The organism is Ornithinimicrobium sp. INDO-MA30-4 (assembly GCF_021535045.1).
In the GTDB taxonomy this organism is placed as follows: Bacteria; Actinomycetota; Actinomycetes; order Actinomycetales; family Dermatophilaceae; genus Ornithinicoccus.
Map to the genome: position 1 here is coordinate 399,830 of NZ_CP091056.1, position 18,746 is coordinate 418,575.

Here is an 18,746-nt window from a genome sequence, read left to right on the forward strand (position 1 = left end):
GGCCCCGTCACCCACGAGGTGGCGGGGCCTTCGCCGCTAAAAAACCTATCTAGACTGGTGCCGAATCAGGCGTTGAGCCAATCCGCTGCCGAATGACCAGGAGGAACCATGGCTGACAAGGGACGCGCTCGTAAGGTTGCGGAGCGCACCAAGGTATTGATGGCCCAAGGGCTGGACACATTAGTCAAGGACCCTCGCCTGGGCTTTGTCACCATCACCGACGTCCGGGTAACTGGGGACCTGCAGCACGCCACAGTGTTCTACACCGTGATGGGTCAGGAGGCGGATCGTGAGGCCGCTGCCGAGGTGCTGGAAGCCTACCGTGGTCGGTTGCGCACCCACGTCGGTAAGGGTTTGGGCATTCGTCTGACCCCGACGCTGGAGTTTGTCCTCGACGCTCTGCCCGAGGACGCCGCACACATCACCGACCTGCTGCGCGAGACCGCCAAACGAGATGCCGAGTTGGCTGCGGCGCGCAAGGAGAACAACTACGCCGGCGAAGCTGACCCGTATCGCAAGCCCCGCGTGGCCGACGACGAATCGGAGCAGGACTCGCAGTGACGCCCAAGGACCGCGCGCCGTTGCCTCCACCAGTCGGGCCGCCAGCTGGCGATGGTCTGTTGATCATCGACAAGCCCGCTGGCTGGACCAGCCACGATGTGGTGGGGCGACTGCGCCGCCTCTGCCAGACCCGAAAGGTAGGGCACGCGGGGACGCTGGACCCGATGGCAACTGGGGTGTTGGTCGTTGGCGTCAACCGGGCAACGAAGTTGTTGACGTTCCTCGTGGGGTGCGACAAGACATACCTTGCGACTATCCGGTTGGGCGCCGACACAGTGACGGACGATGCTGAGGGCGACATCACTCAGACCTTTGATGCAACTGGTCTGGACATTGCCGCGATCGACGCAGGTTTGCGTGATCTGACGGGCGCCATTGAGCAGGTCCCCAGCTCCGTGAGCGCAATCAAGGTCAACGGCCAACGCTCGTATGTCCGGGTGCGCTCAGGGGAAGACGTGCAGTTGGCGGCTCGCCCAGTGACAGTCCACTCTCTGATGCGCCTCGGCGAGCCACGACGCGAGGGAACTTTCGTGGATATTGATGTCGAGGTCGAGGTCAGCTCGGGCACCTATATTCGAGCCCTGGCCCGCGACTTAGGTGCTGCACTGGGAGTCGGAGGCCACCTGAGCGCCCTGCAACGCACCAAGGTTGGCGACTTCTCGCTCGAGCAGGCACACAGCCTGGAGCAGTTGGCTGATGAAGGTGCCGCAGCGCAGGTGTTGCCTTTGCAGGACGCAGCCACAGCGGCATTTCCGGTGCGACAGCTCTCCGAGAGCGAAACCACGAAACTCGGCTATGGCCAGCGCATTGAATCCGGTGCGGCCCGTGGCCCAGTCGTCGCGGCTATCGCCCCAGATGGCAGCCTTGCGGCCTTGTTGGACGAAAGCGGCAACAAGGTCGCTACTCACGTCGTCTTTGCCGCCCGTTAGGCTAGCGTTGTGCATCAATGGTCTGGCCTCGAAGCGATCCCCAGCGACCTCGCAAAGTCTGTGGTCACACTCGGCAACTTCGACGGCGTTCACCGAGGACATCAAGCTGTCTTAGAGACGGTGACGTCGTTGGCGAAAGAGCACGGGGCGCAGGCTATCGCGGTCACGTTCGACCCACATCCGGTTGCTGTTTTGCACCCAGAGCGCGCCCCAAAGAGATCACCAGCCTGGAGCACCGCCTAGAAATGTTGGCGCAGAGTGGGCTTGATGCGACCCTCGTGGTCGAGTTCACCCACGAATTTGCTCAGCTCACCCCAGAAGACTTTGTGCGCCAAGTTTTTGTGGAGGCGCTCAATGCTTGCGTCGTCGTCGTTGGTCTGGACACCAGGTTCGGCGTCCGCAACTCCGGCGACATCGACACGATGCGCGAGTTGGGCAAGCAATTCAATTTTGAAGTCGTCACTCAAGACGCGGTCGGGGAGCACCAAGAGGGCCAACGGCACTGGTCCTCAACCTCACTGCGCAAGGCGCTGGCGGCTGGCGATATCTCCTCCGCTAACGACGTCTTAGGTCGCACCCACCGAGTCTCCGGGACCGTCGTGCATGGGCATCACCGGGGCCGGGAGTTGGGCTATCCGACCGCAAACTTGTGTGCCGAGAGCGAGGGTCTCATTCCAGCCGACGGGGTGTATGCGGGCTGGATGGTGCGCCACGACCTGGCTGAGAACGATCCTGAGCACCGACTGCCGGCTGCCATCTCGGTCGGGACCAACCCAACCTTTGATGATGTTCTGCGTCGGACCGTCGAGGCCTATGTTCTTGACCGCGTCGACCTTGATCTTTATCACGAGCACGTGTCGATTGACTTTGTGCAGCGGTTGCGAGGCAACCTCAAGTTCGACTCGATCGAGGAACTGTTAGTGCAAATGGCCAATGATGTGGATCGCTGCCGACAGTTGCTGGCACAGCCGGGCAGACGCTGACAAACACCGCGCAACGCAAAAGGTCCGAACCATCAGCGGTTCGGACCTTTTGCGTTGTCACCTCGGGTTACAGCACGCGCACCCGGATGACACCTTCAATGGAGCGGATGGCGGTGACGACCGAGTCGGGCACATCGCCATCGGTGTCCACCAGTGTGTAGGCGAAGTCGCCAGTGGACTTGTTCAACAAATCTGCGATGTTCAAACCTGCATCGGCCAGCGCCGACGAAATCTGGCCGACCATGTTTGGCACGTTGGCGTTGAAGATCGCAATACGCGTCGAGCCGGGGTGCGGGCCAACGAAGCCTTGGGGAAGTTCACGCTGTTGCGGATCGTCCCGTCGGTCAAGTAGTCGCGCAACTGGTCAGCAGCCATCACAGCGCAGTTCTCCTCGGCCTCAGCCGTGGATGCACCCAGGTGTGGCAGGGCCAGAATTTTCTTGTGGCCAGCCAGCGTCTGGGTCGGGAAGTCGCACACGTAGGCGTGCAACTTGTCGGCGTCCAAGGCAGCCACCACGGCTTCGTCATCAACGATGCCACCGCGCGCAAAGTTCAACACGACACCTTCAGGCTTGAGCATCGCCAAACGCTCAGCGTTGACCAGACCCTTAGTCGCGTCGATCAGCGGCACGTGGACGGTGATCATGTCGGCGCGCAAGAAAACATCATCAATGGAGGAGGCCTGCTCGATCGAGGGGTTGAGCTGCCAAGCCCGCTCGACACTGAGGGCGGGGTCAAAGCCCAGCACCTTCATACCCATTGAAGCGGCAGCGTTGGCGACCAGAACACCAATGGCTCCGAGGCCAATGACACCCAGGGTGCGTCCTGGCAGCTCAAAGCCAGCGAACTGCTTCTTGGCCTTTTCGACGGTGCCGTTGATGTCGCCCTCTGCGGCGGACAGGCCAGCGGTGAAGGCGGCTGCCGGGTAGAGGTTGCGAGCGGCCAGCAGCATGCCGGCGATCACGAGCTCCTTAACGGCATTGGCGTTGGCGCCAGGGGTGTTGAAGACCACAATTCCGCGGGCCGACAAGTCGGCAACCGGGACGTTGTTGGTGCCAGCGCCGGCGCGGGCCACGGCCAAGACGCTGTCTTCCAGCGGCTCGTCGTGCAGGTTGGCCGAACGCAGCACAATGCCATCGGCAGTGGCGACGTCAGCGCCGACCTCGTAGTCGTCGGGAAAGCGGTTCAAGCCGATGGGGCTGATCGCGTTGTACGTCTTAATGCGGTGAGTCATGGTGTGTTCGCAGTGCGCGCTCAGGCGTGCTTCTGCTCAAACTCCTTCATGAAGTCGATGAGTGCGTCGACGCCCTCGGGCGGCATCGCGTTATAGATGCTGGCGCGCATGCCACCGACCGAGCGGTGGCCGCCTTAGTTGGTGAGGCCAGCGTCAGCGGCGCTGCTGACGAATTCCTTCTCCAAGGACGGGTCTGCCACGAGGAAAGGCACGTTCATCCACGAACGAGCATTCGGTGCGACGGGGTTGGAGTAGAAGTCGGAGTTGTCGATGGCCTCGTACAACTTGGCAGCCTTGGCCTGGTTGCGAGCGGCCATGCCCTCGAGCCCACCGTTCTTCTTGACCCATTTCAACGTCAGGTTGAGGAGATAGAGAGCCAACGTCGGGGGAGTGTTCAGCATCGAGTCGGCCGCGGCCATTTGTGCGTAATCCCACACCGAAGGCGTCTCGGGCCGGGCCTTACCCATCAGGTCATCGCGAACAATCACGACGGTGATGCCAGCCGGGCCGAGATTCTTCTGTGCGCCGGCGTAGATCAAGCCGAACTTCGACACATCAATCGGACGGGACATGATCGTGGACGACATGTCACAGATCAGGGGAGCGTCCACGTCGGGGACATAGTCGAACTCCACGCCGCCGATGGTTTCGTTGGCGGTGTAGTGGAAATAGGCAGCGCCCGGTGTCTGAGCCAGGGCTGCGGCGTCCGGCACCGTGCTGTAGTTCGACGCCTTTTCGTCGGCGACGACGTTGACCGAGACGTACTTCTTTGCCTCGGCGATGGCCTTCTTTGACCAGGAGCCGGTGTTGACAATGTCAACCGTGTCGCCTGGGGCAGTGAGGTTTTGCGGGATGGCGGAGAACTGGCCGCTCGCGCCGCCTTGCATGAAGAGGACGCTGTATCCCTCGGGGATGCCCATCAGTTCGCGCATCAGGAAGTGGCTTCGTCCGCAACGGAGACGAATTCCTTACTGCGGTGGCTCACCTCCATGACGCTCATGCCCAGAGAGTCCCAGTCGGAGAGTTGAGATTGGGCTTCTTCGAGAACCTCGAGGGGCATGGTCGCTGGCCCCGCTGCGAAGTTGTAGACGCGCACGCTTTTCCACCTTCAAGATTGACTAGGTTGCGGAGCCCTCAGACTATCAACGCGCATCGCTATACCTTGACCACACGGCAAGCCCGGTAACCTGCTCGCATGACCGCTGTGCACCCCATTAGCCATGCCTGGATTAGCGCCGGATCGACCGGTGCCCAGAACTACGACGAGTTTGCTAGCGACGCTGAGATCACTGATCTCATCGCTTCGGCTCCCTACAGCGCGCTCGGTGTTGAGATGCCGCATTGCGCCCCGGAGTCCCTGGGCCAGGCGTTCGCCGACACCCTGCCCGCCGCAGCTCAGCGGTTGGCTGCAGCCAAGGCCGATGGTGCTACACAGCCGCCGATGATGTCGTTGGTGTTTACCGCATTAGTGGTGGTCAGGACGGTCATTCGTTCCTGGGCATGTTCGCCATGGTGGACACTGACGAGATCTCAACGACGGCCGATGAGCCGGGTCTCGTCATTCGCAACGAAGACGTTTTTATCGAGAAAGTCCGCGAGCGCGTGGCGCTTTGCAGACCATCGATCACCTGCTGTCGCCGGTCTTGTTGCTGCAGACGGAGAAGGCCGATGAGCTGCAGACGGCCCTAACCAAGGTCATTGAGCAGGCTGGCCCAGCGCCGGTCACCGACCAGGACCAGGCCGGGCGATTGCATGAAGTTTGGTCGATTTCCGATCCGGCCGCGGTGGCGGAACTCACACTTTGGCTGGCGGCGGCGACTTGGTCGTAGCCGACGGAAACCACCGAAGCCTCGCGGCTCAGACCGCCAACTGGACCGTTTCCTTGCGGTCGTGACGACGCCTGAGTCGGTCCAACTCCAGCCGTACCACCGGTTGGTCACCTCGTGGCCAGAAGGCCTGGGGTCAGTGACCGACGCTCTGAGCGCGATTGGCGCGTCGGTGGTCGCCCTGGACACCCCCGCAGAGGTTCCGCAGGAGCCGGGAGTCTTGCACCTGCATACCGCCGATGGGGGCTTTGCTGTCACCTTGCCCGTCCCGCAGGACGCCAGCGGCGTCGCGGCTCTGGACCACGCACTGATCGAACGCCTGCTGGTGAACGAGGTCCTCGGACTCGATGCTGGCGATAAGCGAATTCGCTACATCGGTGGCGACTACTCAGCGCAGTGGTTGCGTGAGCAGGTGGATGCTGGCGAAGCGGTGGCGGCATTGTTGATCGCGCCCGTTCGAGTGGATGACTTTGTCCGGGTCAACCTGGAGCGAGAAAAGATGCCTCGCAAGTCAACGTGGTTCACGCCCAAGGCCCGTGGCGGTCTGGTGCTCGCACAAATCTGATGCTGCTGAGGTAGTCAACCCGCGTGTCCAGATCGCTGGACCCGCGGGTTGTCTCTTGTATGTGCGATACTTCACTTGGTCTCGCGTCCATCCACACCCGTCGCGAGCCCCGGTGACACCCCGGATGAGCGCCGCCTTCGATTGACTGATGAGCAGCTTTGGCGCTGAGCGGGTGCCCGGCACACGCAGGTGACGCGCGACTAGCGCGAGCCAGCGGGTGTACCGGATTGACTTCCGTCCGGCCCACCAGGGCCCGACGACTGCAACCGCGCTACGCGGAGGGCGGGCCAAGCAGGCCCGGTGTGGGCTTTCTGCTAGCCACGGAAGGACGTTACGTCCATGAGTGACAGCGACACGCCAAAGAAGGCAGAGTCATCGACTGCTGCGTTGTTCAGTGCAGCCAAAGCTGATGGGGCACCGGCTGCAGCACCGCCTCAGAAGACGACACCACCGGCCGGGGCTCGCCCTTCGGTGTGCTTTTCAAGCGCCAGACCTCACCGAGGTCCCAAAGCGCAAGCGGGCAGCCGAAAAACCTGCCAAGGACTCGAGCGACGACCAGTCCAAGGGGCAGCAGCCCAAGGACGAGTCGCCCTCCGAGCGGATTCAAAGCGCTCGGACGACTCGGGTAACTCGAACAACGGCAACAAGGGCTCTGGCAAGTCCGGCAAGTCCGGCGGCAAGGGCAAGAAGAAGCAGCCCGCAGCGTCCTCAGATCCGGCAGAGAACGGATCGACCGAGCCGGAGGCGCAACCAAAAGCTCAGGCCAACGCTTCCGCCGACTCCTCAAGCGATGATGCTGACAACCGGTCCGATGACTCGGACGGAAACGACGCAGACAACGCGTCCTCGGGCAATGGGCGCCGACGCCGTCGTGGCGGCAAGGGACGCCGTAACCGCGGGGGCGGCGATGGCGAGGACAACGAGCGCACACAAGATTCCGCAGGCAACGACTCCGACGGGCAAAGCGGCGGCCGCGAGCAGGCTGAAAAGCCAAACGATGATGCCAACCAAGACGATGACGGCGACGGCAGCAGCAAGCGTCGTCGGCGCCGCACCCGTGGCGCTGGCACCGAACGCAGCCAGCCCTCGTCGCGCGACGAGGCCACCGGGATCAAGGGTTCAACGCGGTTGGAGGCCAAGCGTCAACGACGCCGAGAAGGCCGAGAAGCGGGTCGTCGTCGCACGATCATCACCGAAGCAGAGTTCCTGGCGCGCCGCGAAAGCGTAGATCGCGTCATGGTTGTGCGGGGTCGTGATGACCGCACCCAGATCGGTGTCTTGGAGGACGGCGTGCTCGTTGAGCACTATGTCTCCCGCGAGACCCAGAGCACCATGGTCGGCAACGTTTATTTGGGGCGAGTCCAGAACGTTTTGCCCAGCATGGAAGCAGCCTTCATCGACATCGGTAAGGGCCGCAATGCGGTGCTCTATGCCGGTGAGGTCAACTGGGACACAGCTGGCATGGAGGGCAACCAGCCGCGCCGTATTGAGAACGCGCTGAGCTCGGGCGACTCGGTTTTGGTCCAGGTCACCAAGGATCCGATTGGCCACAAGGGCGCACGATTGACTTCGCAGGTCTCACTGCCGGGCCGCTACCTGGTCTATGTGCCAGGCAACTCGATGACCGGAATCTCGCGCAAACTGCCCGACACAGAGCGTTTGCGTCTGAAGAAGATCCTGAAGGAAGTAGTCCCAGCAGACGCCGGCGTGATTGTTCGCACCGCTGCTGAAGGTGCCAGCGAGGCCGAATTGCGCGCCGACGTCGAGCGTCTGACCGGCATTTGGGAGCGGATCGAAAGAAGTCTGCGACCAAGTCGGCCAACGCGCCGGTGCTGTTGCACGGAGAGCCGGACATGACGGTGCGGGTCATCCGAGACGTCTTCAACGAGGACTTCTCCAAACTGGTTGTCTCGGGTGCCCAGGCCTGGGACGAAGTCAGCGACTACATCGGCTCCGTCGCTCCCGACCTGGCAGACCGGGTCGAGCAGTGGACCAAGACGGAAGACATCTTCACCGCGCACCGGGTTTCTGAATCACTCTCGAAGGCAATGGACCGCAAGGTCTGGCTGCCCTCGGGTGGCTCATTGGTGATTGATCGCACCGAAGCGATGACGGTTGTTGACGTCAACACTGGCAAGTTTGTCGGTTCGGGCGGCAACCTCGAAGAGACAGTCACGAAGAACAACATTGAGGCTGCCGAGGAAATCGTGAGGCAACTACGCCTGCGCGACATCGGCGGCATCATCGTGATCGACTTCATCGACATGGTGCTGGAAAGCAACCGGGAACTAGTCGTGCGTCGCCTGCTGGAGTGCTTGGGCCGGGACCGGACCAAGCATCAGGTGGCCGAGGTGACTTCGCTGGGGTTGGTTCAGATGACCCGTAAACGCGTCGGGGCAGGGCTGATTGAAGTCTTCTCTGAGCCTTGCGTGCACTGCGCTGGTCGCGGATTGGTCGTGCACACCGAGCCCATCGACCGTCCCTCGGACTCCAACGGTGGCAATAGTGGCAACGGGCAGAACAACAACCGCAGCCGCAGTAAGAAGGCTCGCCAGGCACCCGTCGAGACGGAGCAGCCAGCACCGACCGGCCCGACAGCGGCTCAGATTGCTGCCGCTGCCCATGCTGCTGCGCTGACGGCTGGCTCATCAGACGAAGCCGCGAACGCCACAGCCGAGGCTGTTGTCGCTGAAGTAGCGCCCGAGTCAGCCAAGACTGAGGACAGCGCGCCCCGCCAGCAGGCAGAGAAGCCGGAGGCCAAGGGTTCTGAGGTAGTGGCTCAAGCTGAGCCCGTCGCCGAGGCGAAGCCGGCTGCCGAGTCCAAGCCTGCTGCCAAAAAGAGGCGCGTAGCCAAGAGCGCAACGACGACGGCACCAAAGTCGCAAGCTCCACAGGTGCAGACTCAGGACTCGTCGGTGAAGTCGGACGAGCAGGGCAGCACGCACATTGTGGCTGATCCAGTGCAGCCAGCGGTCGCTGTTAGCGCTCCGGCTCCACGAAAGCGTGGCTCACGGCGCGCCAAGGCCCCACAGGCTGCTGCTTCGGCAACCAGCGAAGGTATGAGCGCCGAGCCAGTCAAGACCGCTCCAGTGACATCTGTCGCAGGTTCGGCGACCTTGACGGCGACAAGCGCAGACGCCAGCACCGCTACCGACGGCTCAGCCCAAGCTGGTGACACTGGTGCGGCAACCAAGCCAGTAAAGCGCCGGAGCCGAGGCCGCGTTGTTGCACCAGCAGGTCCGCCTGTTGGAGGTAGTGACGAAGCCTGAGACGAGTTTGGACCTACCGCCCACAGGCGGTAGGCTTGCACGTCGGTGCGCACTTGATTGATCGGCCGGGATTTTAGGCCCTGCTGAACTTAAGTTGCAGCCCACATTGCACCATTGACCGGGACATGGTTTGTCCTCATATGAATCTGCAGGAAGTGAGTAGAACGTGTACGCGATCGTTCGCGCTGGCGCCCGCCAGGAAAAGGTCTCCGTTGGCGACGTCCTCACCATCGACAAGGTGAGTGCCAAGGCTGGCGAGTCCGTTGAACTCGCGCCGCTGCTGCTCGTCGATGGTGCCTCGATCACCTCTGACGCTGACGCGTTGGCGAAGGTCTCCGTGACCGCTGAGGTCATGACGGCTACCAAGGGCCCCAAGATCATCATCCAGAAGTACAAGAACAAGACTGGCTACAAGAAGCGTCAGGGCCACCGTCAGCCGCTGACGCAGGTCAAGATCACCGCGATCAACTCCTGATCACAGCCGTCAACGAAACTCTGAGCAGAAGGTAGGCATCAGCCATGGCACACAAAAAGGTGCATCCTCGTCCCGCAACGGTCGCGATTCGAATGCGCAACGCCTCGGCGTGAAGCGCTTCGGCGGCCAGGTCGTCGGTGCAGGTGAGATCTTGGTCCGTCAGCGCGGCACCCACTTCCACCCCGGTGAAGGCGTTGGCCGCGGCAACGACGACACGCTCTTCGCAATGGTCCCCGGCACTGTGCTGTTCGGCCAGCGTCGCGGCCGCAAGACAGTGAACATCGTCGCAGCTGAGGCTGCCGAGACTGTCACTGCCTGAGCAACACCACGCAGTTTTCACGCAGAACGCCGGTGAGGAGCTAGTGCTTCTCCCCGGCGTTTTGCTGTTTGTCCTGAAAGGATGAATCATGGCCACCTTTGTTGATCGTGTCGTTTTACACCTGCGAGCCGGGAACGGCGGGCACGGTGTGGCTTCGGTGCACCGTGAGAAGTTCAAGCCACTCGGTGGGCCCGACGGTGGCAACGGTGGGCGTGGTGGCAACATCATTCTGCGTGTTGACCCGCAGGTCACGACCTTGTTGGAGTACCACCGCCACCCGCACCGCACTGCTGCCAATGGCGGTCCTGGTGAGGGTAGCGAGCGACACGGGGCAAACGGTGAAGATCTGATCCTGGCCGTGCCGGACGGCACCGTCGTCACCAACCGCCACGGTGAAGTTCTCGCCGACCTGGTTGGCGCGGGCTCAGAGTATGTCGGCTCGCAAGGAGGCCGCGGAGGCCTGGGTAACAAGTCGCTGGCCTCGCCCCGACGCAAGGCCCCAGGATTCGCCTTGTTGGGTGAGCCTGGCTTCGAAAACGAGGTAATTCTTGAACTGAAGACCCTTGCTGATGTCGCCTTGATTGGCTTCCCCTCGGCAGGTAAGTCCTCGCTCGTTTCGGTCGTCAGCGCGGCCAAGCCAAAGATTGCTGACTACCCGTTCACCACGCTGGTTCCCAACCTCGGTGTTGTCGAGGCAGGTGGCAACCGCTTCACCATTGCCGACGTCCCCGGGCTCATCCCAGGTGCGTCTGAAGGCAAGGGTTTGGGCCTGCAGTTCCTGCGCCACGTTGAGCGCTGCCATGTCCTGGTGCACGTCATCGACTGCGCAACGCTGGAGCCTGGCCGTGACCCGATGACTGACCTTGATGTCATCGAGCACGAGTTGGCTGAGTATGTCCCCGACTCTTCCTTGGGTGGCATTCCATTGGGTGACCGCGTCCGCATTGTGGTCCTCAATAAGGCTGATGTGCCCGAGGCTCGTGACTTGGCTGAGCTGGTTAAGCCTGACCTTGAAGAGCGTGGGTTGCAGGTGCACATCGTGTCCGCAGTGGCACACCAAGGCTTGAAGGAGCTGAAGTTCGCGCTGGCGAACGCCGTCAACAAGGCCGGGCAGATGCTCCCGAGGAGCAGGTTACTCGGACGATTTTGCGCCCGAAGGCCCTTGACGACACCGGATTCCACGTGCGTCGGGAGAACACCTCCGATGGTGAATTGTTCCGCGTGCTGGGTGACCGCCCAACGCGTTGGGTCCGCCAGACGGACTTCAACAACGATGAAGCCGTCGGCTACCTGTCTGACCGGCTGAACCGTCTCGGCGTCGAAGAAGCGTTGCTGAAGGCTGGCGCTGTTGCCGGCTCAACGGTGGTCATTGGCCCAGAGGACTCCTCGGTGGTCTTTGACTGGGAGCCGACGATGGCCGCCGGTGCTGAGCTGCTTGGTCAGCGCGGCACTGACCTGCGGCTCGAAGAGGGCGATCGCCCGACTCGCGAAGCGAAACGAGAGGCGTTCCACAACAAGATGGATGCGGCCGCGGCGGCTCGCGCGGAGCTGGCTGCAGAGAAGGGCTCGTTCAACAGCGACGAATAGCCCTGTGTGCCTTTTCCGCTATGCACCAAAAGTCGTGTACACATGGCGAGTGAGAAGGTGCATCGTGGGGGAGAGGGATGTATGGGTATGCCTCGGGATGGATTAGTATGCTGAACGTGAACGATCTTCGGCAGTCGGTGTCTGGCGCCCATCGGGTCGTCGTCAAAGTCGGCTCTTCCTCGATCACGTTGCCCGAGGGCGGCGTTGACGGTTTCCGCCTGCAGTCCCTCTCAACGGCCATCGCGAAGAAGTGGCAGGCCGGAACCCAAGTCATCTTGGTCTCTAGCGGTGCAATTGCAGCGGGGATGTTGGCGCTGGGCCTAGAGCGCCGGCCCAAAGACTTGGCCACGCAGCAGGCTGCAGCCAGCGCGGGTCAAGGCAGCCTGATGGCGACGTACACGCAAGCTTTTTCGGCCTTTGGGCTAAACGTGGGTCAGGTCCTGCTGACGGCTGACGACATGCACCGGCGCAGCCACTATGTGAACGCCTCACGGACGCTCGAGCGACTCCTCGAGTTGGAGGTCGTCCCGGTCATCAACGAGAACGACACGGTCGCGACCGATGAGATCCGGTTTGGCGACAACGACCGCTTGGCGGCCCTGGTGGCTCAACTGGTCGACGCCGACGCCTTGGTGCTCCTCTCTGACGTTGATGCGCTGTATGACGGCCATCCGAGCAAGCCAGGAACATCCAGGATTCCGTTGGTTAAAGACGCTAGTGACCTCATCGACATCGACATCGCCACGACCGGCAGCAGTGTCGGCACCGGCGGCATGGTCACCAAAGTAGGCGCTGCATCCATGGCGGCGGCTGAAGGCATACCTGTGCTGCTGACGTCCGCGACTCAAGTTCACGAAGCACTGACCGGCGAAGACGTCGGCACCCTTTGCGCCCACCGGTCCCAAAAGTCGGCTCGTCGGCGCTGGTTGGCCCACGCCAGCCACGTGACCGGTCGACTCATCTTGGACGCTGGCGCCGTGGAGGCCGTGGTGAAGCGACAAACCTCCCTGCTGCCCGTCGGTGTGACCCGGATCGAGGGCACCTTGACGCCGGCGACACTGTCGACCTGTGCGACCCGCAGGGCAAGCCGGTGGCTCGAGGCCTCGTTGGCTATGGCGCCAAAGAGCTCCAGCCGTTGGTCGGGCACCGGCTAGATGACCTGACCTCCCGGATCAGCCCACGCGGGCGTGGCCCTGGCCGCACCGTGGTGCGCCGTGACGACCTCGTCGTCCTGTAACCCTTCACTCTCGTTTGTTCTACCTACGTTTCGAGGAGTCCTGAGCCCCGCCCAGATTGCTGACCTGGATAATGCCGTCGTTGAGATGGTCCATGAGATTGCTCGGGGTGCCCGTGCGGCTGGGCGCGACCTGGCGCTGCTGACCCGCGCGCAGAAGGACGCGGCGCTGCTTGCGATGGCGGATGCGATCGACGCGCAGGTCGCCGATGTGGTGGCCGCCAATGGTGAGGACATTGCTCGGGGCCGCGCCAAAGGGATGGCCATCAACTTGATCGACCGGCTGACGCTCGACGAAGACCGGGTGCGGGCGGTGGCTGACGCGCTGCGCGATGTTGCGGGTTTGGCAGACCCGGTGGGTGAGATCGTGCGTGGATCGACCCTGGCCAACGGCCTGCGAATGCGCCAGGTGCGGGTCCCGATGGGCGTTGTCGGGATGATTTATGAGGCACGGCCCAATGTGACCGTCGATGCGGCTGGATTGGGCGTGAAGTCTGGCAATGCCGTCATCTTGCGCGGTGGCTCTGCTGCTGCTTCGACCAACGCAGCCCTGGTCAACATCATGCGAGCATCGATGGTGTCCTCTGGTTTGCCAGCTAACTCCATCAACTTGCTGACCGAGGGTGGCCGTGATGCGGGCCGGGCCCTGATGACTGCGCGCGGTCTCGTTGACCTAGTCATTCCCCGCGGTGGTGCCAGCCTGATCCAGACCGTTGTCACCGAATCCACCGTGCCGGTGATCGAGACGGGCATCGGCAACTGCCACGTGTATGTCGACGCTAGCGCTGACATCGAAATGGCCACCAAGATCGTGGTCAACTCCAAGACGCACCGCACCTCGGTCTGCAACGCGGCGGAGTCGCTGTTGGTCCATGAAGACATCGCCGAGGCCGTCGTGCCGGGCATCATGGCCCAGTTTGCGGCGGCCGGTGTGACCGTCCATGGCGACGAGTTGATGCTCAAGTATGCCGAGGCGGCCGGGGCAACTGGCGTCGCGATCACCGATGAGGACGACGACACCGAGTTCCTGTCACTAGACATCAGCGCGCGGGTGGTTCCCCACCTCGATGCCGCGATTGCGCACGTGCAGGAGCACACCTCGGGGCATACCGAAGCGATTGTCACTGCTGATTTGGGATCATCCACGACGTGGGTTAACCAGATCGATGCTGCGGCCGTGTTGGTCAACGCTTCGACCCGATTCACCGACGGCGGCGAGTTCGGATTTGGCGCGGAGATCGGCATTTCAACCCAAAGCTGCATGCACGCGGCCCGATGGCGCTGCCGGAGTTGACCACGACAAAGTGGGTTGTCGAGGGCAACGGCCAGATCCGCTGACTCGGGCGTCGGGCCGGTCGAAAGAGGGCCGGTCACGAGTGCCGCATCTGCACTGAGTAATATGAAGCCGCCATGAATAGCTCCTTTGTCGAGCGTGTCGCCGACACCACACTGCCCACTCCGTTCGGCACTTTCGCGATGATTGGCTATCGCGATGCCGACGGGCACGAGCATGTCGCGCTGATTGCGCCGCATACCCCTTGCATGACGAGACGGGGAGTCTGCGCCGCTGGTCCGGCTGCACTCCGAATGCCTCACCGGCGATGCTTTGGGCTCCCTGCGATGCGACTGCGGGCAGCAACTTCAGGCCGCGCTAAAGGTGATCGCTGGCCGCGGGTCGGGTGCAGTTCTCTATCTGCGCGGGCACGAAGGCCGGGGGATTGGCCTGCTGGAAAAGATCAAGGCCTATGGGTTGCAGGACCAGGGCGTGGACACGGTTGATGCCAATTTGGCCTTGGGACACCCCGCTGACGCGCGGGACTATCGCGCCGCGGCGGCCATGCTGAGCGACTTGGGCTTGCCCCGGTGACCTTGTTGTCCTCGAACCCTGCTAAAGAAGACGCCCTGCGCGACCTGGGTATCACCGTGGCGCAGCGCTCCCCGCTGTTCGTCCCCGAGCACGCCGAGAACGCGCGCTATCTGGCAACCAAGCGGGCACGAATGGCCCACGACGTGCCAGACCATCAATCTGGCGTGTGGCATGAGTTGCTGCAGGGGCGGGTCCCGACGGAGATCAGCGACGGGGTGGACCGTGAGTTAGTCGATATTTACGCACCGATCGTGGATGCGGGTTCGCCCTTCGTGCTCGCCCAACTCGCGCAGAGTCTGGACGGCTTCATCGCCTCATCCACCGGCGATGCCAACTTCGTGTCTGGGCCACAAGATCGCCAGCATCTCCATCGATTGCGCGCCCTGGCTGACGCGGTCATCGTAGGCGCCGGCACAGTGTGCTCAGATGACCCGCAACTGACGGTGCGTGATGCTCCTGGAGACAACCCGGTGCGCGTTGTCTTGGACCCGAAGGGCGGATCCCGCGCACTGCCAAGGTGCTGAATGACCCGGCTGCGCCCACGGTGTGGGTCACCGGCAGCGACGTTGATGTGCCCGCGCTGGCTGCACATGTGAGCCACTGGCCGATTCAACTCACCGACTCCACATTCCCGCTGCTACCGTTGTGGCCGCACTTTCAGGTCAGGGTTGGGGGCGCATCTTGGTTGAGGGTGGCGGCAAGACCGTTTCGGACTTCTTGGAGGCCGGACTCATCGACTCGTTGTCTTTGACCACGGCGCCGATGCTCATTGGTGATGGTGTCCCGGGATTGAGGTTCGCTGGCAATCCAGCGCTCGCCGGAGCCTTGCGCGCTCCAGTGCGCCGCTTCATGCTCGGAGACGACTTGCTGACCCAGGTGTGGTTCCGAGCGATTCCCGAGGGCGAAGCACCGTCCTAACCAGGACGACGGCACCTGGCAGGGTGCCGATCAGCGCCAGCACGCCAAATGTTGCCGCCAGGGTGACTCCGCTCTGAGCCGGCAGCCCCCAGACCACAGCGGCCAAAGCAGTCAGACCCTCGCGTGGGCCCCAACCACCGACATTCACCGGTATGGCCATGGCCGCTAAACAGATGGCACCAAGGGCTGTGGCGGAGGCCAGACCCAACTCTGGCAGCGCCAGCCTGGCACCGTAAACCGTGAGGGCGAGCAGGCTGAGCCACATCAGTAGCGACCAGGCCAACGCGCGCAGCACTCGAAGAGCAGGCAGGTGTCGGGCCGCCAATAGCCACACCAGGGTTAACAGCACTGCGGTGAGAGCTAGGCCGAGCAGCCCCCAAGCAAGATTGAGCCCGGTGAACATGATGGCCACGATTGCCCCCATCATCGTCACGGCCGTGCCCAGGAGGCGCTCTGCGGTCACCACCTCGCGCCCGAGCCGCCTTTGGGTTTGGTGCCAACTGGATGATCGATAGCCCTCAGCACATCACCGGCAACTCCGCCAGGAAGCACCATATTGAGGAATGAACTCTGATAAATGGCAGCCATCGCCGTCGCTCTTGGGGGTGCTGATTGGAAAGCGTGGGCCACACAGCGCCAGCGTTCGGCGTGCGTCACGACTGGCACTAGCCCCCAGACCAAGGCGACCAGCGCGGCCAGGGGGGTCAAAGACTGAAAAGCAGCAAAAAGGGGCCTAAGCCAAAACCAGCAATGACGACGACCAGCACCAAAATGCCCGCCAGGGCTTGCCATCGCTGCCTTGCCGTCATGGCGAGCCAGGTGCAGTGGGGTTGGGGGCGCCTGCGGCGTGCGGCCAGGCCAAAGGTCTTCGTGTTCGACGATCACGCTGAGCTCGCCCGCGTTGAGTTGAGCCTCACGCGCTGCTGCCCACGCGCCCAACTCTGGTGAATCTGACAGCAGCTCGCTCGCAGCGGCGACACGGTCTTGCAGCCACCGACGCGTCATCGCCATGGAACTCGCATCGAGCGTCCACGGCGTCGGAACGAGGAGCACCTGCCAATCATGCGCGGCGAAGGCGGCGACGGCAGCCTCAAGACCTGCTGGCCCGGACAGAGTGCCGCGAGATTGGTGATCATTGAAAGCCTGGATCAGGTCCTGATCAAGGGGTGTGATGGGCTGAGCGACAACTGACCTGTCACGCTAAGCGCCAGAACCGCCGCGTCGGCGTGCTCGCAGATCGCACCCACGAGGGAGTCGATGGACTCGAAGGTGAGCACATCGAGGAGGGCAGATGCCCCGACGAGGCAGGGCGCGGAGCTCGCAGCGACGACCCCGGCCACATCGGCGATGTCGCCAACCACGGTGGAAAAGGCAAGCGCGCTGGCAGATCGATGTTGGCCAACAAGTTGGGGTCGTGATCGAGCAGGATCCACTGCGGCGCCTCGCCCATTGCCTCAAGGTGGTGTGCCAACCACGCGGTGTTCGCGCCAGTGCCAGCACCAACGTCGATCACAGAGCTGATCGGGCCGCACTGGGCGATCAACTGTCCTAGTGCCTCGACTGTGCTGCGGCGAGCCTGGTCATCCAGTGGACGCCGTAACTCGAGCCAGTCGGCCGCAATGGGGTCTGACTGGATTTCCTCATCTGACACTGCGGCCTCCGACTGTCTTGGCAAGGTCATGCGCGCAAGTCTCCCAGGTGCGCAAGTGCTGGTTGCGCTCGGCCACCCATGAGGCCCAACTCTGGCGGACTGTTGGCTCGACCAGCCATTGCCGCAGTGAGCGGGCCCATGCCGTGGGGTTTTGTGCAGAGGGCGCCATTCCAGTGAGCAGGCCCATCGGCCCGGCCAAGGTCTGCTCGCTCGCGGTGTCTGCGCTGACGATCACGGGTATGCCGTGGGCTAGCGCTTCGGTGATGACCATGCCGTAGGTCTCAAACCGGGAAGGGAAAACCAGCAGGTCACTTTGCCGCCACAGGCGTGAGACTTCCAGGTCGTTGAGGGCCCCGTCATCCGCACCCGATCGGTCAAACCGTGGGTATGCAGCAACTCCTGGAGCCGTCGAGTCTCACCTTCAGGGGCGGCTCCGGCCCAGGTCGCCTGCCATTCCAGGTCGGTGATTTGTGCCAGTGCGGCGATCAGCAACTCGTAGTTTTTGCGGGGCGTATAACTTGCGACGGTCACTAGATGCGGGGGTGGCAACACGCCGTGGCTCGATCGTGCTCGGCAGTGCGACTCCCGGCTCAACGACGGTGATTTCCTGTGGTCCATGCCGGCGCACAAGGTCGGCTTTGGACCACTCACTGGTCGTGATCACGCCAGCCGACAGATCGAGGGCTGCCCTCTCACGGCAGTTGAGTTCGCCGGCCTCGGCCGCGCTCTGACGATCAGCGGCCAGCGGCAAGTGAACCAGCAGCCACGGTCGGGCGCCTTGAGAGTGAGCGCGAGCCAAGGCTTTGGGTCCGCGCAGCCGAGCAGGCCATCGAGGACGACGGGTCCGCGCACGCTGTCCAAGATGCTCGCCAGATGATCGCGCTCGCTCGCTGTTGGACAGGGCCAGGATCCGGGAATACGAATCAGGGCTTGCTGCCAAACGCTCGCGACCTGCTCGTGGAAGCGATCGCCACCACTGGGGCTGCCACCGAGATCGGCGACGACCAAGGTGGGAAGTTACTCGCCACCTGGCGGCACCGCCATGGCAAACTCGGCCCAGGCGTCGGGGTTCTCCCGCAGCACGACCGCGATCTCGCTGAGGTTGCCTCCGAGCCCCGCGGAAGACAAGCGCTTCCACACCTGATGAGCGACGTAGGACGCCATGAATTCGGTGGTCGTCAATTGCCCCGCCAACTCGGGCACTTCGTCGAGGTTGCGATAGCGCAAGGTAGCCAAGACTGCTTCAAGGTGCTCGCTGGCTGCACCGATGTCGAGCACGACCTGATGGTTATCTAAGGCAGGAGCGCGAAAACTGACTTCGGTCACGAA

The 18,746-nt window shown here is 62.8% G+C and carries 24 protein-coding genes and 4 pseudogenes; 18 read left to right on the forward strand and 10 right to left on the reverse strand.

Annotation, left to right across the window (positions count from 1 at the left end):
* Positions 1–108 precede the first annotated feature (108 nt).
* From rbfA to L0A91_RS02330, 4 genes and pseudogenes are all read left to right on the forward strand, one after another.
* A complete protein-coding gene (rbfA, locus tag L0A91_RS02315) occupies positions 109–561 on the forward strand; it encodes a 30S ribosome-binding factor RbfA (protein ID WP_235245678.1) in 453 nt (150 codons plus the stop codon).
* Complete coding sequence (truB, locus tag L0A91_RS02320) at positions 558–1,490, forward strand: tRNA pseudouridine(55) synthase TruB (RefSeq protein WP_235245682.1); 933 nt, start codon at positions 558–560, stop codon at positions 1,488–1,490. Before rbfA ends, truB begins: the two co-directional genes overlap by 4 nt.
* Before the next feature lie 60 nt (positions 1,491–1,550).
* Positions 1,551–1,921: pseudogene (locus L0A91_RS02325) on the forward strand (adenylyltransferase/cytidyltransferase family protein); the annotation flags it as partial.
* On the forward strand, positions 1,913–2,473 hold the full coding sequence (locus tag L0A91_RS02330) for a riboflavin kinase (protein ID WP_235246500.1): 561 nt from the start codon (positions 1,913–1,915) through the stop codon (positions 2,471–2,473). The pseudogene L0A91_RS02325 and the gene L0A91_RS02330, both read left to right, overlap by 9 nt.
* Before the next feature lie 67 nt (positions 2,474–2,540).
* Here L0A91_RS02330 and L0A91_RS02335 read toward each other — a convergent pair whose 3' ends face one another.
* The 4 genes from L0A91_RS02335 to L0A91_RS02350 all read right to left on the reverse strand — a co-directional run bounded on the left by L0A91_RS02335 (position 2,541) and on the right by L0A91_RS02350 (position 4,802).
* Positions 2,541–2,717 carry a hypothetical protein gene (locus L0A91_RS02335; protein WP_235245684.1) on the reverse strand — a complete coding sequence of 59 codons (177 nt, stop codon included), beginning with the start codon at positions 2,715–2,717 and terminating at the stop codon, positions 2,541–2,543.
* Entirely contained in the window at positions 2,675–3,706 is a 1,032-nt protein-coding gene (locus tag L0A91_RS02340) for a 3-phosphoglycerate dehydrogenase (protein ID WP_235245687.1), read from the reverse strand. Before L0A91_RS02340 ends, L0A91_RS02335 begins: the two co-directional genes overlap by 43 nt.
* Before the next feature lie 134 nt (positions 3,707–3,840).
* Complete coding sequence (gene serC / locus L0A91_RS02345; protein WP_235245690.1) at positions 3,841–4,638, reverse strand: 3-phosphoserine/phosphohydroxythreonine transaminase; 798 nt, start codon at positions 4,636–4,638, stop codon at positions 3,841–3,843.
* Positions 4,638–4,802, reverse strand: a complete 165-nt coding sequence (locus L0A91_RS02350; protein ID WP_235245691.1) for a hypothetical protein — start codon at positions 4,800–4,802, stop codon at positions 4,638–4,640. Before L0A91_RS02350 ends, serC begins: the two co-directional genes overlap by 1 nt.
* Positions 4,803–4,901: 99 nt before the next feature.
* Between L0A91_RS02350 and L0A91_RS02355 the strand changes: the two genes are divergently transcribed.
* The 13 genes and pseudogenes from L0A91_RS02355 (at position 4,902) to L0A91_RS17150 (ending at position 15,766) form a co-directional block, all read left to right on the forward strand.
* The gene (locus tag L0A91_RS02355; RefSeq protein WP_235245695.1) at positions 4,902–5,378 is read left to right on the forward strand and encodes a hypothetical protein; all 477 of its coding nucleotides are present in this window, start codon (positions 4,902–4,904) and stop codon (positions 5,376–5,378) included.
* Entirely contained in the window at positions 5,350–5,535 is a 186-nt protein-coding gene (locus tag L0A91_RS02360) for a hypothetical protein (RefSeq protein ID WP_235245697.1), read from the forward strand. Before L0A91_RS02355 ends, L0A91_RS02360 begins: the two co-directional genes overlap by 29 nt.
* A 61-nt stretch (positions 5,536–5,596) precedes the next feature.
* Positions 5,597–6,097 (forward strand): hypothetical protein, encoded by a 501-nt coding sequence (locus L0A91_RS02365; RefSeq protein ID WP_235245699.1) that lies wholly within the window; start codon positions 5,597–5,599, stop codon positions 6,095–6,097.
* 339 nt (positions 6,098–6,436) lie between these two features.
* Positions 6,437–9,366 (forward strand): annotated as a pseudogene (locus L0A91_RS02370) (Rne/Rng family ribonuclease).
* A 166-nt stretch (positions 9,367–9,532) separates the two neighbouring features.
* Entirely contained in the window at positions 9,533–9,841 is a 309-nt protein-coding gene (gene rplU, locus L0A91_RS02375; protein ID WP_220120829.1) for a 50S ribosomal protein L21, read from the forward strand.
* 37 nt (positions 9,842–9,878) lie between these two features.
* Complete coding sequence (gene rpmA / locus L0A91_RS02380; protein WP_235246501.1) at positions 9,879–10,160, forward strand: 50S ribosomal protein L27; 282 nt, start codon at positions 9,879–9,881, stop codon at positions 10,158–10,160.
* An 88-nt stretch (positions 10,161–10,248) separates the two neighbouring features.
* Positions 10,249–11,747: pseudogene (obgE, locus tag L0A91_RS02385) on the forward strand (GTPase ObgE).
* Between the two features lie 107 nt (positions 11,748–11,854).
* Complete coding sequence (gene proB / locus L0A91_RS02390; protein WP_311197955.1) at positions 11,855–12,901, forward strand: glutamate 5-kinase; 1,047 nt, start codon at positions 11,855–11,857, stop codon at positions 12,899–12,901.
* On the forward strand, positions 12,838–12,984 hold the full coding sequence (locus L0A91_RS18105) for a hypothetical protein (protein WP_311197956.1): 147 nt from the start codon (positions 12,838–12,840) through the stop codon (positions 12,982–12,984). The genes proB and L0A91_RS18105 overlap by 64 nt, the downstream gene beginning before the upstream one ends.
* A gap of 85 nt (positions 12,985–13,069) precedes the next feature.
* Positions 13,070–14,319: pseudogene (locus tag L0A91_RS02395) on the forward strand (glutamate-5-semialdehyde dehydrogenase).
* 268 nt (positions 14,320–14,587) lie between these two features.
* Positions 14,588–14,848 carry a hypothetical protein gene (locus tag L0A91_RS02400; protein WP_235245701.1) on the forward strand — a complete coding sequence of 87 codons (261 nt, stop codon included), beginning with the start codon at positions 14,588–14,590 and terminating at the stop codon, positions 14,846–14,848.
* Positions 14,849–14,853: 5 nt separating this feature from the next.
* Positions 14,854–15,372: a dihydrofolate reductase family protein gene (locus tag L0A91_RS17145; RefSeq protein ID WP_260115269.1), complete on the forward strand. Its 519-nt coding sequence runs from the start codon at positions 14,854–14,856 to the stop codon at positions 15,370–15,372.
* Positions 15,373–15,493: 121 nt separating this feature from the next.
* Positions 15,494–15,766: a dihydrofolate reductase family protein gene (locus tag L0A91_RS17150; RefSeq protein WP_260115270.1), complete on the forward strand. Its 273-nt coding sequence runs from the start codon at positions 15,494–15,496 to the stop codon at positions 15,764–15,766.
* Here L0A91_RS17150 and L0A91_RS02410 read toward each other — a convergent pair.
* Positions 15,696–16,229, reverse strand: coding sequence for a hypothetical protein (locus tag L0A91_RS02410; RefSeq protein WP_235245703.1), 534 nt, complete (start codon positions 16,227–16,229; stop codon positions 15,696–15,698). The two genes, L0A91_RS17150 and L0A91_RS02410, sit on opposite strands and share 71 nt — an antisense overlap.
* Positions 16,226–16,819 carry a lysylphosphatidylglycerol synthase domain-containing protein gene (locus L0A91_RS02415; protein ID WP_235245706.1) on the reverse strand — a complete coding sequence of 198 codons (594 nt, stop codon included), beginning with the start codon at positions 16,817–16,819 and terminating at the stop codon, positions 16,226–16,228. Before L0A91_RS02415 ends, L0A91_RS02410 begins: the two co-directional genes overlap by 4 nt.
* A 9-nt stretch (positions 16,820–16,828) precedes the next feature.
* Here L0A91_RS02415 and L0A91_RS17155 point away from each other — a divergent pair, with 9 nt between their 5' ends.
* Positions 16,829–16,957 carry a hypothetical protein gene (locus tag L0A91_RS17155; RefSeq protein ID WP_260115271.1) on the forward strand — a complete coding sequence of 43 codons (129 nt, stop codon included), beginning with the start codon at positions 16,829–16,831 and terminating at the stop codon, positions 16,955–16,957.
* Between the two features lie 4 nt (positions 16,958–16,961).
* On the opposite strand, the gene L0A91_RS02420 is transcribed toward L0A91_RS17155, so the two are convergent.
* The 4 genes from L0A91_RS02420 to L0A91_RS02435 form a co-directional block, all read right to left on the reverse strand.
* Positions 16,962–17,417: a class I SAM-dependent methyltransferase gene (locus L0A91_RS02420; protein WP_235245707.1), complete on the reverse strand. Its 456-nt coding sequence runs from the start codon at positions 17,415–17,417 to the stop codon at positions 16,962–16,964.
* Complete coding sequence (locus L0A91_RS02425; protein WP_311198126.1) at positions 17,407–17,757, reverse strand: glycosyltransferase; 351 nt, start codon at positions 17,755–17,757, stop codon at positions 17,407–17,409. Before L0A91_RS02425 ends, L0A91_RS02420 begins: the two co-directional genes overlap by 11 nt.
* Entirely contained in the window at positions 17,667–17,969 is a 303-nt protein-coding gene (locus L0A91_RS02430) for a glycosyltransferase (protein ID WP_235245708.1), read from the reverse strand. The genes L0A91_RS02425 and L0A91_RS02430 overlap by 91 nt, the downstream gene beginning before the upstream one ends.
* A 465-nt stretch (positions 17,970–18,434) precedes the next feature.
* Positions 18,435–18,743, reverse strand: a complete 309-nt coding sequence (locus L0A91_RS02435) for a 6-carboxytetrahydropterin synthase (protein WP_311197957.1) — start codon at positions 18,741–18,743, stop codon at positions 18,435–18,437.
* Between the last annotated feature and the right edge of the window lie 3 nt (positions 18,744–18,746).

Coding starts and splice junctions, on each gene's coding strand:
- serC (WP_235245690.1), bottom strand. CDS start 4,638: ATGCGCGAACTGATGGGCATCCCCGAGGGATACAGCGTCCTCTTCATG.
- L0A91_RS02355 (WP_235245695.1), top strand. CDS start 4,902: ATGACCGCTGTGCACCCCATTAGCCATGCCTGGATTAGCGCCGGATCG.
- rbfA (WP_235245678.1), top strand. CDS start 109: ATGGCTGACAAGGGACGCGCTCGTAAGGTTGCGGAGCGCACCAAGGTA.
- L0A91_RS02335 (WP_235245684.1), bottom strand. CDS start 2,717: ATGGTCGGCCAGATTTCGTCGGCGCTGGCCGATGCAGGTTTGAACATC.
- L0A91_RS02330 (WP_235246500.1), top strand. CDS start 1,913: ATGCGCGAGTTGGGCAAGCAATTCAATTTTGAAGTCGTCACTCAAGAC.
- L0A91_RS17155 (WP_260115271.1), top strand. CDS start 16,829: ATGCGCGGCGAAGGCGGCGACGGCAGCCTCAAGACCTGCTGGCCCGGA.
- L0A91_RS02340 (WP_235245687.1), bottom strand. CDS start 3,706: ATGACTCACCGCATTAAGACGTACAACGCGATCAGCCCCATCGGCTTG.
- proB (WP_311197955.1), top strand. CDS start 11,855: ATGCTGAACGTGAACGATCTTCGGCAGTCGGTGTCTGGCGCCCATCGG.